Source organism: Pedobacter sp. GQ55 (genome assembly GCF_059758925.1).
In genome coordinates this window covers 53971-71119 of sequence record NZ_JCAXEI010000018.1, presented here as the reverse complement: position 1 = coordinate 71119, position 17149 = coordinate 53971, and the positions used below count along the sequence as shown (strand labels likewise).

The 17149-nt window shown below is 38.3% G+C and carries 13 protein-coding genes; 9 read left to right on the top strand and 4 right to left on the bottom strand.

Annotated elements, in window-relative coordinates; all coding sequences use genetic code 11:
* Positions 1-254: 254 nt before the first annotated feature.
* A complete protein-coding gene (locus AC6CH7_RS25860) occupies positions 255-734 on the top strand; it encodes an Lrp/AsnC family transcriptional regulator (protein WP_048906391.1) in 480 nt (159 codons plus the stop codon).
* A gap of 110 nt (positions 735-844) precedes the next feature.
* On the opposite strand, the gene leuS is transcribed toward AC6CH7_RS25860, so the two are convergent.
* On the bottom strand, positions 845-3643 hold the full coding sequence (gene leuS / locus AC6CH7_RS25855; RefSeq protein WP_498265448.1) for a leucine--tRNA ligase: 2799 nt from the start codon (positions 3641-3643) through the stop codon (positions 845-847).
* A gap of 63 nt (positions 3644-3706) precedes the next feature.
* Complete coding sequence (locus tag AC6CH7_RS25850) at positions 3707-4969, bottom strand: voltage-gated chloride channel family protein (protein WP_498265447.1); 1263 nt, start codon at positions 4967-4969, stop codon at positions 3707-3709.
* Positions 4970-5213: 244 nt separating this feature from the next.
* On the opposite strand from AC6CH7_RS25850, the gene AC6CH7_RS25845 reads away from it, so the two are divergent.
* The 8 genes from AC6CH7_RS25845 (at position 5214) to AC6CH7_RS25810 (ending at position 13441) form a co-directional block, all read left to right on the top strand.
* Complete coding sequence (locus tag AC6CH7_RS25845; RefSeq protein ID WP_498265446.1) at positions 5214-6092, top strand: cell division protein FtsX; 879 nt, start codon at positions 5214-5216, stop codon at positions 6090-6092.
* Complete coding sequence (locus AC6CH7_RS25840; RefSeq protein ID WP_048906395.1) at positions 6092-6316, top strand: DUF3098 domain-containing protein; 225 nt, start codon at positions 6092-6094, stop codon at positions 6314-6316. Before AC6CH7_RS25845 ends, AC6CH7_RS25840 begins: the two co-directional genes overlap by 1 nt.
* Before the next feature lie 8 nt (positions 6317-6324).
* Positions 6325-7119: an undecaprenyl-diphosphate phosphatase gene (locus tag AC6CH7_RS25835; RefSeq protein WP_048906396.1), complete on the top strand. Its 795-nt coding sequence runs from the start codon at positions 6325-6327 to the stop codon at positions 7117-7119.
* On the top strand, positions 7119-7844 hold the full coding sequence (truB, locus tag AC6CH7_RS25830) for a tRNA pseudouridine(55) synthase TruB (RefSeq protein WP_498265445.1): 726 nt from the start codon (positions 7119-7121) through the stop codon (positions 7842-7844). The genes AC6CH7_RS25835 and truB overlap by 1 nt, the downstream gene beginning before the upstream one ends.
* A gap of 14 nt (positions 7845-7858) precedes the next feature.
* Entirely contained in the window at positions 7859-8710 is an 852-nt protein-coding gene (locus tag AC6CH7_RS25825) for a YitT family protein (RefSeq protein WP_498265444.1), read from the top strand.
* An 11-nt stretch (positions 8711-8721) separates the two neighbouring features.
* The gene (locus tag AC6CH7_RS25820; protein ID WP_498265443.1) at positions 8722-9657 is read left to right on the top strand and encodes a bifunctional riboflavin kinase/FAD synthetase; all 936 of its coding nucleotides are present in this window, start codon (positions 8722-8724) and stop codon (positions 9655-9657) included.
* 477 nt (positions 9658-10134) lie between these two features.
* Positions 10135-12357 (top strand): monovalent cation:proton antiporter family protein, encoded by a 2223-nt coding sequence (locus tag AC6CH7_RS25815; RefSeq protein WP_498265442.1) that lies wholly within the window; start codon positions 10135-10137, stop codon positions 12355-12357.
* Positions 12358-12403: 46 nt separating this feature from the next.
* Positions 12404-13441 carry a DUF2157 domain-containing protein gene (locus AC6CH7_RS25810; protein ID WP_498265441.1) on the top strand — a complete coding sequence of 346 codons (1038 nt, stop codon included), beginning with the start codon at positions 12404-12406 and terminating at the stop codon, positions 13439-13441.
* 5 nt (positions 13442-13446) lie between these two features.
* On the opposite strand, the gene AC6CH7_RS25805 is transcribed toward AC6CH7_RS25810, so the two are convergent.
* Positions 13447-14028, bottom strand: coding sequence for a LysE family transporter (locus tag AC6CH7_RS25805; RefSeq protein ID WP_498265440.1), 582 nt, complete (start codon positions 14026-14028; stop codon positions 13447-13449).
* A 53-nt stretch (positions 14029-14081) separates the two neighbouring features.
* Positions 14082-16883 (bottom strand): excinuclease ABC subunit UvrA, encoded by a 2802-nt coding sequence (gene uvrA / locus AC6CH7_RS25800; RefSeq protein WP_498265439.1) that lies wholly within the window; start codon positions 16881-16883, stop codon positions 14082-14084.
* Positions 16884-17149 lie beyond the last annotated feature (266 nt).

The window sequence follows — 17149 nt, the reverse complement described above, 5'->3', positions numbered from 1 at the left end:
ACCTCAGAAATCGCATTGCAAGCAAGGTTTGCCTCCCGAAAAGTTTCCAGAAGCAACGCTGCTTGTTCAGCAGTTGGAAGCAATTTTATTTTCAATACCAATTTCACAATACTAATGTACAGATTTAATTAAATATCTAAAAATAATAGCTATATTAACTAAAAATAATAGTAATATTTTAATTTTAAAATCAGGGGGTAGCTGCTTTCCCCCCACCCACGCTTAGGCGATGAGTGGGTTTCTGCAGCCTTTTTATGAATACAACCATCTTAGATCAGACCGATCTGGATATTCTTCGCCTGCTGCAAAAGGACGCAAGGCTTACCAATAAAGAATTGGCCCTTAAATTACATAAGGGGAGCAGTACTATGTTTGAACGTGTAAGTCGCCTTAAAGATCTTGGATACATTACCGGAAGCGTAACGCTTATAGACCGCAACAAGTTTGATGAACTTTGGATATCCTTTACTCAGGTTCAGTTAAACGACCATAGCGGCGAAGCGCTTATTGCATTTCAAAATGAAGTAATCCGTTTTCCAGAAGTACTAGAATGCTACCACACAACAGGAGCTTTCGACTTCCTGTTAAAAATTGTGGTAAGTGATATGGCAGGCTACAATAAACTAATTGTGGAGAAACTAGCAAAGCTTAAAAATGTGGGATCTTTGCAAAGCTGTTTTGTGGTTAATGAGGCTAAAAGAGAATTGGCATACCCGCTAAAAGACAGGACATAAGAAAACGGGGTGATAAAAAAATAGGGTGTACTTCACAGTACACCCTATTTTTTTATACACTCGTCATACTGAGAGACTAGCATTAGAGAATACAAAAAATTTATTCCAAATTAAATCACAATATTTACAATCCGTCCTTTTACTACAATTACCTTTTTAGGTGCCTTACCTTCAAGGTATTTCTGAACGTGCTCATCGGCTAAAACAGTTTCTTCAATCTCTTTAGGTTCTAAAGTAAGACTCAAGTTCATGTTCAAACGCGTTTTACCATTTACCGAAATCGGATAACTAAACTCATCCTCTACCATGTAAGCAGGGTTAAACTCAGGATACTTCGCATATGACAAGCTTCCTTCATCATGGCCTAATAAAGCCCACAGCTCCTCACAAATGTGTGGTGCATAAGAAGCAAGTACTACAACAAGATCTTCCAGTATCTGGCGGTTCTTGCATTTTAAGTCTGTAAGCTCATTAACAGCAATCATAAAGCTCGACACAGAAGTATTGAACGAGAAACGATCAATATCATCCTGAACCTTTTTAATGATCTTGTGTAAAGCCTTTAGTTCAGCCTTTGTCGGCACAGAATCACTAACATTAAACTGCCATGCCTCATTATGGAATAAACGCCAGAATTTGCGTAAGAACTTAAACACACCTTCTATACCATTAGTATTCCATGGTTTGCTTTGCTCAAGCGGCCCAAGGAACATCTCGTACATCCTTAACGTATCTGCCCCGTAACTTTCGATCAGCACATCGGGGTTTACTACATTAAATTTGGACTTAGACATTTTCTCTACCTCCACTCCGCAGATGTATTTTCCATTTTCAAAGATAAACTCTGCTTCAGCAAACTCTGGTCTGAATTTTTTAAATTTCTCAATATTCAGTACTTCATTCTCTACAATGTTTACATCAACATGCAAGGCAGAGGTTTTGTAATCCTTTTTTAAACCATCAGAAACGAGTGTGTTTGTACCACGACCTTCCTCATCTACAACCCGGTATACAAAGTTACTTCTACCTTGTATCATCCCCTGGTTAATTAGTTTTTTGAAAGGCTCTTCTTCCTGCACATATCCCAAATCCTTTAAAAACTTATTCCAGAAACGGCTGTATAATAAATGTCCGGTTGCGTGCTCAGCACCACCAATATATAAATCGACATCTTTCCAATAAGCAATTGCTTCTTTAGACGCAAAGTCTGAATCATTTTTAGCATCCATATAACGGTACCAATACCAGCTAGATCCTGCCCATCCCGGCATAGTACTCAACTCATATTCATACTGATCATCGTAGCTCCAATCCTCTGCACGGCCCAATGGCGGCTCGCCTGTTTCAGTTGGAAGGTATTTATCAATTTCAGGAAGCATTAACGGCAATTCCTCTTCTTTAATCAAATACGGCAAGCCATTTTTGAAATAAACAGGAATTGGTTCGCCCCAATAGCGTTGTCTGCCGAAAATAGCATCACGCATGCGGTAATTTATCTTGGCTTTCCCTACTTCTTTTTCTTCTAACCAGGCATTTAAAGTTTGGGTAGCCTCGGTATAATTCATTCCGTTTATAAAACCAGAATTGATGTATTTACCTTCTTTAGTGGCATCTGCCTGATGCTCGATATCTTTTTGTGCATCAAGGATCTGTACAATAGGCAAGTTAAAATGAGTAGCAAAAAGCCAGTCACGCTGATCGCCACTAGGCACGCCCATTACTGCACCGGTTCCATAACCTGCTAATACATAATCTGCAATCCAAAGTTGGATCCGCTCCCCGCTTACCGGATTAATTACATAGCTACCTGTAAAGGCACCTGATACAGTTTTTGTATCGGCCATACGATCTAGCTCTGATTTCTTTTTAGTTTTAGCGATGTAAGCATTAATATCATCCAGTTGTGCTGGTGTAGTTAATGCAGTAACAAGTTCATGCTCTGGCGCTAAAACCAAATAAGACACACCAAATATAGTATCCACACGTGTGGTAAAAACTTCAATGTAGTCGGCAATACCTTCCGGAGCATTTTCTATAGCAAATTTAACACTTGCCCCAACGCTTTTGCCAATCCAGTTACGCTGCATCTCTTTAACCGGCTCAGGCCAGTCAATTGTATTTAAGCCTTGCAATAACCGCTCCGCATATGCAGAAATACGCATACTCCACTGCATCATCTTCTTTTGCTCTACCGGATATCCGCCACGCTCCGAATACCCGTCTTTCACCTCATCATTAGCAAGTACAGTTCCCAGCGCAGGGCACCAGTTCACGGTACTTTCTCTTAAATAAGTAAGGCGATATTTTAATAATTCTTCCTGTTTCTCCTCGCTGGTCATGGTTGCCCAGTCGCTAGGCAAGAAAGACTTAACCTCTTCATCGCAAACTGCTTTTACCTCAGCACTGCCCGAAGCATTAAATTTCTCAATTAACGTAGTGATATCTTCAGCTCTGTCTGTTTCCAGGTTATACCAGGAATTAAACAATTGCATAAAGATCCATTGTGTCCATTTATAATAACCCGGATCGCTGGTACGCACTTCTCTGCTCCAATCAAAAGAGAAACCAATTTTATCTAATTGCTCTCTGTAGGTATTGATGTTGGTTTCGGTCGTTAAAGCTGGGTGCTGACCAGTTTGTATAGCATATTGCTCTGCCGGCAATCCAAAAGAATCGTATCCCATTGGATGCAAAACATTAAACCCTTTTAATCTTTTATACCTAGCAAATATATCGGAAGCGATGTAACCGAGTGGATGACCCACGTGCAAGCCTGCCCCAGAGGGGTAAGGAAACATGTCGAGAACGTAAAACTTAGGTTTTGTTGTATCTTTTTCTGCTTTAAACGTTTGATTTTGAGCCCAGAACTTTTGCCACTTCTGTTCTATTTCTTTAAATTGGTAATCCATTACTGCTAATTCCTTTATATCCCGCGAAAATAAAGAAATTAAGGGGGTTACAGAAAAGTTTGGCTAAGAAGTTTTTATTTCTGCCTTGCGATGTACATCTGTAAGCGAAAATTTACCGAATAAAAAGTGCTTCGGCGCTTTGTTTTCGGAGGCATTGTAGATACTGTGGGTCCCAGAAATAAGGTAAGCAACTAGACAGGCCACCGCTACATAAACACCACAAGAAACGCCAAAAAGTTCCATCGCCATTGCGCAGCAAGCCAGCGGTGTCTTGGCAGCACCGGCAAAAACAGCTACAAACCCCATACCGGCTAATAATCCGACAGGCAAAGGAAGCCAAAATGAAAGTCCACTGCCTAGCGTTGCGCCAATAAAAAAGAGCGGAGTAACCTCGCCACCTTTAAAGCCTGCACCGAGGGTAACTGCTGTTAAGAGAATTTTTAAAGCAAAGTCCTGAGGTTTTGAACTTTGCAAAAATGATTCAACTATAGTGGGTATGCCTAAACCAAGGTATTTATAAGTACCTAACAGCGAAACAATAACGATAACCAATAAGCCCCCGGCAAAAGGCCGCATGGGTGCGTAATTGATCTTTTTAAAAATCAGAGATAATTGATGAGTCAGTCTTACAAATATTACGGCAGCAATGCTGAAAAATACTCCTGCAATTGCACTGTAGACAATCCCTCTTAAAGAAAGCTGAGGGATTGAATCGATATGATAGTGGGTATGACCAACGCCCCATAAACCGGTAACATAAGCAGCCAAAAAAGCTGTTGCAAACGCAGGTAAAATTGACTTGTAAGGAATTTTACCTAGTAACAATACCTCGATACCAAAAATAGCCCCCGCAATTGGGGTTCCAAAAACGGAGGCAAAACCAGCACTTAAACCTGCAATAAGAAGCACTATCCGCTCTTGCCTGCTCAAATCAAAGAGTTTATGAAACTGATCCGCCGCTGCGGCGGACATCTGCAAAGCTGTGCCCTCCCTGCCTGCTGAACCGCCAAAAAAATGTGTGGCAACAGTACCCATGAGTACCAAAGGAGCCATCCTGAATGGAATAATATCCTTAGGGTTATGAATGGTGTCAAAAACCAGGTTATTACCCCGCTCAACACTCTTACCCGAATAATGGTAAATTAGTCCAATAGCCAACCCTCCAAGAGGTAGTAAGTAAAGAACATATGGATGTTTGGTTCTAAAATTTGTGGCCAGATCTAATGATGTTAAAAATATTGCAGACATTGTGCCTGCAACGAAACTAAGTAAAATGATTATTAGCAACCACTTGCCTAATTTATAGATGAATTTCTTATCAATCATAATGCAAGTCAAATATAATACATTTAAAATTCTTTGGGATGGGCCTACGTTGCGTCCATAGTGAGTCCATGTTTTTCTGAAAGAAAGGTGGACTCGTCGTCGAACCGGTGTAGAACCAGCGTAAACTCAACACTATTTAAACACAAATTCCGTTATAAGTTTTTGAAGTTTTGAAGTATAAAAGGCATATAATTTAAATTAGTTGCTTATATTTTTTATTTTCGCAAAACATAAAGACAAATACATGGAAGAATTTGAAGTGAGCGATGCTTCTAAGAAGACAAAAACCATTTATATTTCTACAATCTTCAGTATTGCATTGGTTCTATTAATGCTGGGTATGTTGGGCTTGATATTGGTACACGCAAAAAACCTTTCCAATTACGTGAAGGAAAATATTGTGCTAAACATCATTGTAGATGAAGGTGCCAAAGAAACAGATGTTTTACAGTTTCAAAAGGATCTTAATGCCAATCCGGCTATTAAGACCACGCAATATGTAAATAAGGAAATGGCAGCAAGGAACTTAACCAACGATCTTGGCGAAGATTTCGTTAATTTTCTTGGTTACAACCCCTTGCTATCAACAGTTGACGTATACTTGAAAGCAAATTACGCAAACAACAAAAGTATCGACACATTAAAGGCAAGCATCGCTAAAAACCCTGTGGTTAAAGAGGTGATCTACCAGAGTTCATTAATTGATATGGTAAATAAAAATATCAATACCATAGGATTAATTATTCTGGGCTTTGCTGCAATTTTGTTAATTATATCTGTTGCACTGATCAACAATACAATAAGACTTGCCATTTATTCTCAGCGTTTTTTAATTAAAAGCATGCAACTGGTTGGGGCCACAAGAGGCTTTATCCGCAGACCTTTTATTTTATTAGCTGCTTTGCACGGATTAATTGCAGCATTTATTGCCATCCTGATCTTACTAGGCATATTGTATTATGCACAGAGAGAGATTCCGGAAATTGTAATTCTTAGAAATTATACTGAATTTGGTATTGTTTTACTTGGCCTTGTGGGGGTAGGTATTTTTATTACTGCTATAAGCACCTCATTTGCCGTTAGCAAATATTTACGTTTAAAAATTTACGACCTTTACAGATAATGATAGAAAAAAAATCTACTCCTGTACATCAGGATTCAAAATCGGAATTAGTTTTCACAAAAAAGAACTATCAGTTATTGCTTATTAGCATAGCTATTGTTGTATTCGGCTTCATTTTAATGATAGGCACAACAGATATATACGACTTCAGAAAAACATTGCTTGCCCCTATGGTGGTATTAGCCGGTTTCGGTTTTGGGGTTTATGCCATATTAAAAAAATAGGTTAGCACATGAATTATTTACAAGCCCTTATCCTAGCTATTATAGAAGGGCTAACGGAGTTTTTGCCGGTTTCATCAACCGGCCACATGGTTATTGCCAGTTCCTTTATGGGAATTGGGAAAGATGAATTTGTAAAGCTTTTTGAGGTAGCCATACAATTGGGTGCAATCTTAGCAGTAGTGGTACTTTACTGGAAAAAGTTTTTTGATTTTAGTAAATGGCAGTTCTATATTAAGCTAATCATTGCCGTTATCCCCGCCTTATTTTTTGGTTTCTTATTAAACGATTTTATAGACAACACTTTAGGCAACCCTATCTTTATTGCAGTGGTATTGCTACTTGGTGGTATTGTATTGTTGTTTATTGACAAGTTATTTAAAAATCAGACCATCAATCACGAAAGCGAGATCAGCAACCTGACTGCTTTTAAAATTGGCTGTTTTCAGGTTCTGGCTGTTGCGTTTCCGGGTTTAAGCAGAAGTGCGGCAACAATAATTGGAGGTATGCAACAAAAATTAACAAGGCATGCCGCGGCAGAGTTTTCTTTTTTTCTTGCTGTTCCTACTATGTGTGCTGCTACTGGCTACAAGCTTTTGAAAGGATATGAATTATTGAATGCTGAAAACGTTAAACTGCTGCTTTTCGGAAATGTTATTGCATTCATTGTCGCAATAATTGCAATAAAATCATTCATTGGATTTTTATCTAAACATGGGTTTCGGATTTTTGGCTGGTATAGAATTATTATAGGTGTTCTGCTTCTTGTACTATATTTTTCGGGAGTTGAAATGAACGTATTGTAATGAGTGAGGATAAACAAGCACCGATAGTAACCAAAACATTTCCTGATTTTAATTTTGCCGAAGGTGAGCTATTGCTCATCAATAAACCATACAAATGGACAAGTTTTGATGTAGTTGGAAAAATTCGCAACTCATTAAAGCCTTTGAAATTAAAGGTAGGCCATGCCGGAACTTTAGATCCGCTGGCTACGGGTTTATTAATACTTTGCACAGGGAAACTGACTAAACAAATTGACACCTTTCAGGCCGAAGAGAAAGAGTATACCGGCACTATGGTTTTAGGTGCTACTACTCCATCCTTTGATCTGGAAACTGTTGTTGATCAGGAATTCTCATTAGATGGAATAACTGAAGAAGCTATTTATGCTGCCACGGCTCCTTTTATTGGCGATATACAACAATACCCACCTGCACACTCTGCTGTAAAAGTAAACGGAGAACGCCTTTATGTGAAAGCAAGAAGAGGCGAAGAAACGGAATTGCGTTTACGTAATGTGACAGTTTCTGCATTTGAAATTACCAGAATAGCACTTCCCGAAATTGATTTCAGGATTGTTTGCAGTAAAGGAACTTACATCAGGTCATTGATCTCTGATTTTGGCAAGCAGCTTAACAATGGCGCATACCTGTCAAAACTTACCCGCACACGCAGCGGAAACTTTTTACTTGAAAATGCTTTTGAGGTAGCAGATTTAGTTAGCTATCTTAGACTTAAAAAAGAATAGTTATGCGTGGCCAGATGAAATCCAAAAAACTTAACATCGCCAAAAACATATTTTTAATAATATGCGGCATTGTTTCGGCTTGTTTTGGATTGAAAAGCTTCTTGCTGCCTAGCGGATTTATAGATGGCGGAGTAACCGGTATATCGCTGCTAATTAGCAACATTACAAAACTCAACCTTTCGTATCTGATTGTCATCATCAACATCCCCTTTGTTATTTTGGGATATAGGCAAATTGGTAAAGTATTCGCCATCAAAACATCTGTTGCGATATCATTGCTGGCCATTCTACTTATTATAGCTCCTTTTAAGCCGATTACTCATGACCCCCTGCTGATTGCCTTCTTTGGAGGTCTGTTTTTGGGTGGCGGAATTGGATTGGCCATGCGTGGCGGCTGTGTAATTGACGGTACAGAGGTATTGGCCCTATACATCAGTAAAAAGAGTACCCTTACTGTAGGTAATATCATCCTGATTTTAAATATCATCATTTTCGCATTTGCCGCAATATTTTTGGGCATAGATAAGGCGCTATATGCCATCTTAACTTATTTATCTGCATCTAACACGGTTGACTATATTGTAAATGGTATTGAGCAATATACCGGTGTTACGGTGATCTCAGAAAAAAACGACCGCATTAAAAAATTCATTATCAACCAAATGAAACGGGGGGTAACCATTTATAAGGGCGAGGGAGGATACGGAGAAAAAAAGGATATAGACATACTTTATACGGTGGTTACTAAACTTGAAATGAGTAAGCTACAAACCGCAATAAGACAGATCGATCCGGATGCGTTTGTGATTCAGCAACAAATTGCCGACATAAAGGGTGGCGTAGTAAAACGCCAGGCTTTACATTAATTAAAACTACCTTGAAAATATATAATCACTTTTCGGATTTTAAGAAGCTAAACAACGCAGTTGCGACTATAGGAACTTTTGATGGTGTACATTATGGTCATCAGAAAATTATTAAGAGACTGTGTGAGCTTGCAAAATCAACTGGCGGTGAAAGTGTGATATTAACCTTTTTCCCACATCCCAGGTTAATTATTGATCCTGAGAATCAGGATCTAAAAATGATCAACACAATTAATGAAAAGGCTAAAATATTAGATAGTCTTGGTGTAGATCACTTAATTATTACCCCTTTTACACGCGACTTTTCTAACCTGATACCTGCAGAATACATCAAGAATATTTTAGTTGATACAATTGGCATCAAACATCTGATTGTGGGGTATGACCATCGTTTTGGCAAAGATAGAAAAGGTGGTCTTCAGGATTTGGAAGCTTTTTCCAGAAACTTCAACTATAAGATTGAACAAATACCGGAACAGGACATTAATGATGTTGCGGTAAGCTCTACAAAAATCCGTACAGCACTGCTGGATGGCGATGTTGCACTTGCTGCCAATTACCTTGGCTACAACTTCTCTTTATATGGAAGGGTTATTAAAGGCGATAAAATTGGACGTACTATTGGTTTTCCTACGGCAAATATTTTTGTTGAGGAAACGTATAAATTAATTCCTTCTGATGGGATTTATGCCGTGACTGTTGAGCTGAATAATCAGGTATTTAAGGGAATGGCATACATTGGTCAGCGCCCCACAATTAATGGAATGACCAGAAACATTGAGGTAAATATATTTGATTTTAACCAGGAAATTTATGGTCAGGATATCACAATGACCTTTCTCGAATTTCTAAGACACGATGTTAAATTTACTGGCCTGGAAGCATTAAAAGAGCAGTTACAAAAAGATAAAGAAGCTACCCTGGATTATTTCAGGAAATCGTCATAACCTCATTTAAAGCCTCTTTTATTCTAAATAAAGGCATTTTTTTCGTATATTTACGACAATGAGGCCATTATTTACTCTTATACTAATCGTTTTTATCCATCTTTTTTCTTTCCACTTAGTAAATGGGAAAGGTCTTGACGCGGAAAAAACTAAACATAGGGGATTGAGTATTAATGTAAAAAAAACATTAGTTTTTAGTAAAAAAGGCAAATCATCACTCCAGAAAACATCTTTCGAGGATCTTCCCGCACTACAACAAGTTGTAAAGAAAACCACTTTTGGAATTTTCCTTCCTTTTAAGCGGCAGGACAATCAGATAGCCCTATGCCCGCTGATTGCAAACTATTACAATTCTTTTTCATTTTCGAGTTACTCCTATATTTTTAATTTTCTGTACCCCAAACATGTTTTTTGGTAATTATAATTTATACCACCACTGTTGCACAATAAATTATATATTAAAAAATACGCGTTTCTATGATACATTTACCAGTATTAATTACTGATTTAGGCTTAATCCTTGCTGCCGCAGGGATAACTACACTCCTTTTTAAAAGAATTAAACAACCATTAGTACTTGGCTATATTTTGGCCGGATTACTTGTTGGCCCTCATATTAAATTCATACCAACCGTTACCGATAATGAAAGTATTCATATCTGGGCAGAGATTGGGGTTATCTTCTTATTATTTAGTTTAGGACTTGAGTTTAGCTTTAAAAAGCTGGTAAAAGTGGGCGGTTCCGCATCTATAACGGCTATCGTTGAGGTGGTTTTTATGTTGCTGATTGGATTTGTAGCAGGGTTGGCTATGGGCTGGTCTACAATGGATAGCATATTCCTGGGTGGTATATTATCAGTATCCTCTACTACAATTATCATTAGGGCCTTTGAAGAACTGGGCGTAAAGCATAAAAAGTTTGCAGGGCTGGTTTTTGGGGTCCTGATTGTTGAAGATCTTGTGGCCATTTTATTGTTGGTATTGCTATCCACGCTGGCCGTTAGTCAACAGTTTGCAGGCGCAGAGATGTTGATTTCTATTCTGAAACTTTGTTTCTTCCTGGTCCTATGGTTTATAGGGGGTATATTCCTTGTTCCTACTTTTTTAAAGGCTACAAAGAAATTAATGAATGACGAGACCATGCTTGTGGTTTCAATCGCTTTGTGTTTACTTATGGTGTTACTTGCTGTTAAAGTAGGCTTCTCTCCTGCTTTGGGTGCATTCATCATGGGGTCAATATTAGCTGAGACTACGCAGGCCGAAAGAATAGAGCACCTTACAAAATCTGTTAAAGACCTGTTTGCTGCAATTTTCTTTGTATCGGTAGGTATGTTAATCAATCCAAGTATTCTGATTGATTATGCTGTACCTATTGTTATAATTACTTTGGCCACTGTTTTCGGCAAGTTTTTAAGCTCGGGATTAGGCGCATTGGTTTCTGGTCAACCTTTAAAAACATCGGTACAAACAGGTTTAAGCTTAGCTCAAATTGGTGAATTCTCCTTTATCATTGCAACTTTAGGCTTAACCCTTAAGGTAACCAGCGATTTCTTATACCCTATTGCGGTTGCAGTATCGGCCATCACAACCTTTACTACTCCTTATCTGATTAAATTTTCTGAACCTTTTTATTTATTTCTGGAACGCAAACTTCCTAAAAAATGGGTGGAAGGCATCAACAGATACAGTTCAAGTACTGCAGGTATAACTACATTAAGTGACTGGAAAACACTACTCAAATCGTACACTTTTAACCTTATTATACACTCGGTTATTATCATTGCGATTGTATTTTTGGGTTCCAAATACCTTCAACCATTTATAACTCAGAACCTGATTAATGGTAATAATGGTATTGTGATCAGCTTGATAGTTACGCTGTTTATAATGACCCCATTCTTATGGGCCTTAGCCATAAGAAGAATTGAAAGAAAGGCTTATTCACATTTATGGTTGAATAAAAAGTATACGCGGGGGCCACTTGTTGCACTCGAAGTTTTACGTATTTCTTTGGCTATTTTCTTTGTTGGTATTTTAATTTATCAGTTCTATAGCACCTGGATTTCGATTGTTATTGCAATTGCTCTAATTGTATTATGTATGTTTGTTTTCTCTAGAAGGCTGCAAGGTTTTTATAACAAACTTGAAAGCAGATTTCTGCTTAACCTTAATGCCAGAGAAGCTCAAAATGCACAGCCAGAAATATTGCCATGGGACACCCACCTGGTAGAGCTAACGGTGGCTCCTGAATCAACACTTGTTGGGAAAACCCTTATCGATTTATCTGTAAGGGAGAAATACGGGGTTAATATTGCATTAATTGAACGTGGGAAAATTATGATCCCAACACCAGGCAGAGACGAGCGATTGTACCCTAATGATAAAGTTTTGGTAATAGGAACTGATGATCAGCTGGCCGCCGTGAAGGAATTATTTGAAGGAAGTATAGACGACAATTTGCAATCCAGCTTCCCTAAAGAAGATATGGCTCTTCAAAAAATAGTGATCAACAGCAGCTCACCGGTTTATGGGCAGACTATTCGCAATTCGGGAATACGAGAAATGACTCAGGGGCTTGTTGTGGGGATTGAAAGAAATGGCGAGCGGATACTAAATCCCGATTCGACACTCACATTTGAAAATGGTGACATTGTATGGATTGTAGGGAACAATAAGAAAGTTCCTGAACTACTTAAGTAAATTACAGATTTTGATTTTAGGGTAACAGGATGTACCTTGTATCAAAATGAAAATTGATCAGGAAAAGAGTGACTTTTTAGACGAGATGCTAAATCATTGGCAAGAAGAAAACCTCTTGTCGCCAGATGAGGTTAGCAGATTACGCGGAAGTTATGAAACCAAAAGTTTCGACTGGCGCCGATTGGCCCAGTATTCTTTTTGGATAGCAATGGCCTGTGGGGTTATTTCGCTAGGTGCTCTTTTAATTGACAATAAGATTTTAAACTATCTGGAGCAGATTTTTACGGCTTCGGATGTGATGATCAGTATCTTATCGGCAGCTGGTGCAGCTGCCTTATACTATTTCAGTTTTAAAAGAAAAAAGCTCCAGTCGCACCTTGTATTTAGCAATGAGGCCATGGTTTTTACCGCCGTGATGTTAACAGCCAATGCCGTTGCCTACCTGGGTAAGGCTATTGACAACGGCAATTCACATTTCTCCCTGCTCATTTTAGCATCTGTATTTATATACGGCATATTGGCTTTTGTATTTAAATCAAGATTGATATGGGCTTTTGTATTGATATCATTAGGTGCCTGGTTTGGTACCGAAACAGGTTACCTATCGCGCTGGAACTGGTACTTTGTGGGGATGAATTATCCACTTCGTTTTGTGCTTTTTGGCTTATGCATAACTGCCTTTTCTTTTATCATTAAGGACAATAAAAAGATAGGTATCTTTTTTCAGGTAAATTATGTCTGCGGCATGGTATATCTCTTTGTTTCTCTTTGGCTGCTTTCGGTATTTGGCAACTTCGGCTCACTAGAAGAATGGTATTCCGTAAGACAGCTAAGTCTGTTTTACTGGGGCATATTATCAGCTGCATTTTGTTTGGCAAGTATTTACATCGGCTTAAAATACAGAGATGATGTTGCAAGGGAATTTGGAATTACCTTTCTATTTATAAACCTGTACACCAGATACTTTGAATACTTCTGGGATACCTGGCACAAAGCACTTTTCTTTTGCGTACTGGCAGCCTCATTTTGGTTCATTGGGCGCAGAGCAGAAAAGATTTGGAATCTCGAATTTTTGAAGAAGTAGTATACTTATTTTATAAAGTGTATGTATACTATTTTACATATATGATACGCTGACAATGCAAAGAAAAGCAGTGCAATTCCTTTGTTTACGATATAGCTACTCAACGCAAATTTCTCTTGAATATATTGAGCAAAACGGGCAAAGCCATACAATGCCAAGCCTGCACCAATACCCGACCCAATACTAAAAACAGATAAAGAAAGATAACCGATATCTATCCACTCATGTGATATTAAGTACGTACCCAAAAACAACCAATAGGGTATTTGCATTGGGTTAACAACACCCAAAAGCAAACCATATTTTATACTGTCCTTTTTTGAGTAATCGGCTTTAGGCATCTCCTTACGAGACTTCCAGGTAATTACACCTAATATCCCAAACATGAAAACCATAATTACGTCAATAATGTTATCCAACTGAATTTCGCTGGATAGCCATTGCACAAAACGCATCACCCCAAAAGTGAAAAGTATTTCGACAGTTGAAAACGCCATAATAAAGTACAATGCCTGGCGAAGTCCCCTTGTTATCGTTATCTGAACTACAGTAAGATTAATATTCCCCGGTGGTATGTATCCAACCATATTCAAAATTATCCCGAGAAAGAGTGTTAAAAAAAGCATGCGCGAAGATACAATTATTTCAAATGTGCTTTTAAATACTTAGCAGTGTAAGATGATTTTACTGGTAAAAGATCTTCAGGAGTACCTTCAAAAACAATGTTACCACCTTTATCTCCTCCCTCAGGACCAATGTCTATTACCCAGTCAGCAGATTTTATCATGTCCATATTATGTTCTATTACCAAAATTGTATTCCCCTGCTCTATTAAGGTATTAAGGGCAATTAAAAGTTTTTTAATATCATGAAAATGCAATCCTGTGGTCGGTTCATCAAAAATAAATAACGTTTTATTGGCATTATTCCCTTTGATTAAGAATGAAGCAAGCTTGATACGCTGTGCCTCTCCACCAGAAAGTGTATTAGAAGATTGGCCCAAATGCACATAACCTAAGCCTACATCTACCAGAGGCTGTAGTTTGTTTAAAATTTTGGGTTCGTTTTTAAAGAAATCCACTGCTTCTTCGATTGTTAAATCCAGAATGTCTGCAACGTTTTTATCCAGATAGGTTATATCAAGTACTTGTTGCTTAAATCTTCGGCCTCCGCAAGTTTCGCATGGCAGGTAAATATCAGCCATAAACTGCATCTCTATTTTCACCTCTCCCTCTCCCTGACAAACATCGCAACGACCACCCTCAACATTAAATGAGAAAGCTGCAGGCTTTAATCCGGAGGCTTTAGCTGCGGGCAATGCCGAAAATAAAGCCCTTACATCGTCCCAGGCTTTCACATAGGTTACCGGATTTGATCTTGATGATCGGCCAATTGGATTCTGGTCCACCATTTCAACCTGACTAACCAGCTCGTAATTCCCGTAGATACCGTCATAGGCTCCGGTTTGCTCTCCTGCATAATTCCCTATTGCTTTTTGCAGCGCAGGGTACAGTATTTTCTTGATCAGGCTTGTTTTTCCAGATCCGGAAACACCACTCACGACGGTGAATACCCCTAAAGGAAACTTTACATCTATATTTTTAAGGTTATTCTCTCTGGCTCCTTTAATTAGAATATGATCTTTCCAGCCTCTTCTTTTTTTAGGAACGGAGATTTGTTCTTCGCCGGAAAGGTATTTACCCGTTAAACTTTTTTTATCCTTTATGATCTGTTCGTAGGTACCACTAAAAACCAGGTTACCGCCATGCGTTCCGGCTTCCGGACCGATATCAATAATATGGTCGGCGGCTTTCATCATTTCTTCTTCGTGCTCTACTACAAGAACGGTATTCCCTACATTCCTAAGCGACACCAATACCTCTATAAGCTTATTCGTGTCTCTTGGATGTAATCCTATACTTGGTTCATCAAGCACATAAATAGAACCTACCAAACTACTCCCTAAAGAGGTAGCCAGGTTAATACGTTGAGATTCGCCACCAGAAAGGGTATTAGACAACCTGTTGAGCGTTAAATAGCCCAGGCCAACATTATTAAGGTATAGCACACGACTGCTAACCTCGGCCAGTAAACGCTTGGCTATTTTCTCGTCATTTGACGAAAGGTTTAAATTATCAAAGAAATCAAGTATGGTGGATAAAGGCATCAAAACAATGTCAATAATCGACTTGTCATTGATCTTTACATAAGACGCATCTTTGCGTAATCGAGAGCCTTTGCAATCAGGACATGATGTTTTCCCTCTGTAGCGAGATAACATTACGCGATATTGAATTTTAAAGGTCTGCTCTTCCAACTCTTTAAAAAAGGCATCTAGACCTTCAAAATACTTATTACCAGTCCACAATAATTTCTGTTCCTTTTCGGTTAATTCATTAAATGGTCTATGAATCGGGAAATCAAATTTGGAAGAGGTTTTAACAAGTTTGTTTAGCCATTCCTTCATTTTTTCGCCACGCCATGGTGCAATTGCATTATCAAAAACGCTTTTGCTTTTATCAGGAATAACTAAATCTTCATCTATTCCAATTACGTTTCCATACCCTTCACACCTTTTGCAGGCGCCGTATGGGTTATTGAAGCTAAAGAAATTTGGTGTAGGCTCATCAAAGCGAATACCATCAAGTTCAAAACGGTCGCAGAAGTTTGTTAATTTACCCTCATGCTCTACATAACAATCTCCCTTTCCTTCAAAGAAGGCTGTTTGTACGGAGTCAGCAATACGGCTTAATGTCTCCTCATCGGAGTTGACAACAATACGATCAATCAGGATCCTGATCGTATTTTCGTCTTTTAATTCGAAATCTTTAAAGGTCTCATCCTCAAGGATCGTTTCAATCTTATGAACTTTGTCCTGATATGAAATCCTAAGAAATCCCTTTTGTAAGAGTACGGCAAGTTCTTCTTTTACTGATCTGTTATTGTGCGGAAATAAGGGACAAAATATTGTGACTGTACTTTCATCCTCCAAACTAGATATAAAATCAACAACTGTGGTAACTGTATCTTTTTTTACCACCTTACCGGAAACCGGAGAATATGTTTTACCTATTCTGGAAAACAGAAGCTTAAGATAATCGTAAATTTCTGTTGAGGTCCCTACAGTTGACCTGGGATTTGAGGTGATTACTTTTTGTTCAATAGCAATAGCCGGAGCAATTCCTTTTATATAATCGACATCAGGCTTATTCATTCTTCCCATAAACTGACGAGCATAAGAAGATAAGCTTTCTACGTATCTCCTCTGACCTTCAGCATAGAGTGTATCGAATGCCAAAGATGACTTGCCCGACCCCGACATTCCGGTTATTACAACCAGCTTATTTTTGGGGATGGCTACATCTATATTCTTTAGGTTGTGAACTCTGGCACCTTTTATGATAATATTTTTGTGTGGATCTTTGTCGATTTCGTTGCTCATTGATTTCGTGATAGAATATTGCTAATATACCCCAAAAAACGAATATTTGGTTTTTTGGGAGAATGCAAAAATAAGGCTCTGAGACCACTTTTATTTTTTTTTAACACTTTTTCTATTGAATTCTAATAAAAAAATGCTTCTTTTGAAATATATTAACTGAACAAAACACACCACCATCTTAAAAAACAATAGGAGAAATTATATCGAAACAAACATCTACTAAGTATTTTTTAGCATTTAAAGCAAGGGAATTTAGTTAGGATACT

Excerpts from the sequence above, each read along its gene's own strand:
- AC6CH7_RS25845 (WP_498265446.1), top strand. The coding sequence starts at position 5,214 with ATGGAAGAATTTGAAGTGAGCGATGCTTCTAAGAAGACAAAAACCATT.
- leuS (WP_498265448.1), bottom strand. The coding sequence starts at position 3,643 with ATGGATTACCAATTTAAAGAAATAGAACAGAAGTGGCAAAAGTTCTGG.
- AC6CH7_RS25850 (WP_498265447.1), bottom strand. The coding sequence starts at position 4,969 with ATGATTGATAAGAAATTCATCTATAAATTAGGCAAGTGGTTGCTAATA.
- truB (WP_498265445.1), top strand. The coding sequence starts at position 7,119 with ATGAGTGAGGATAAACAAGCACCGATAGTAACCAAAACATTTCCTGAT.
- AC6CH7_RS25805 (WP_498265440.1), bottom strand. The coding sequence starts at position 14,028 with ATGGTTGGATACATACCACCGGGGAATATTAATCTTACTGTAGTTCAG.
- uvrA (WP_498265439.1), bottom strand. The coding sequence starts at position 16,883 with ATGAGCAACGAAATCGACAAAGATCCACACAAAAATATTATCATAAAA.
- AC6CH7_RS25825 (WP_498265444.1), top strand. The coding sequence starts at position 7,859 with ATGAAATCCAAAAAACTTAACATCGCCAAAAACATATTTTTAATAATA.
- AC6CH7_RS25860 (WP_048906391.1), top strand. The coding sequence starts at position 255 with ATGAATACAACCATCTTAGATCAGACCGATCTGGATATTCTTCGCCTG.
- AC6CH7_RS25835 (WP_048906396.1), top strand. The coding sequence starts at position 6,325 with ATGAATTATTTACAAGCCCTTATCCTAGCTATTATAGAAGGGCTAACG.
- AC6CH7_RS25810 (WP_498265441.1), top strand. The coding sequence starts at position 12,404 with ATGAAAATTGATCAGGAAAAGAGTGACTTTTTAGACGAGATGCTAAAT.
- AC6CH7_RS25840 (WP_048906395.1), top strand. The coding sequence starts at position 6,092 with ATGATAGAAAAAAAATCTACTCCTGTACATCAGGATTCAAAATCGGAA.
- AC6CH7_RS25815 (WP_498265442.1), top strand. The coding sequence starts at position 10,135 with ATGATACATTTACCAGTATTAATTACTGATTTAGGCTTAATCCTTGCT.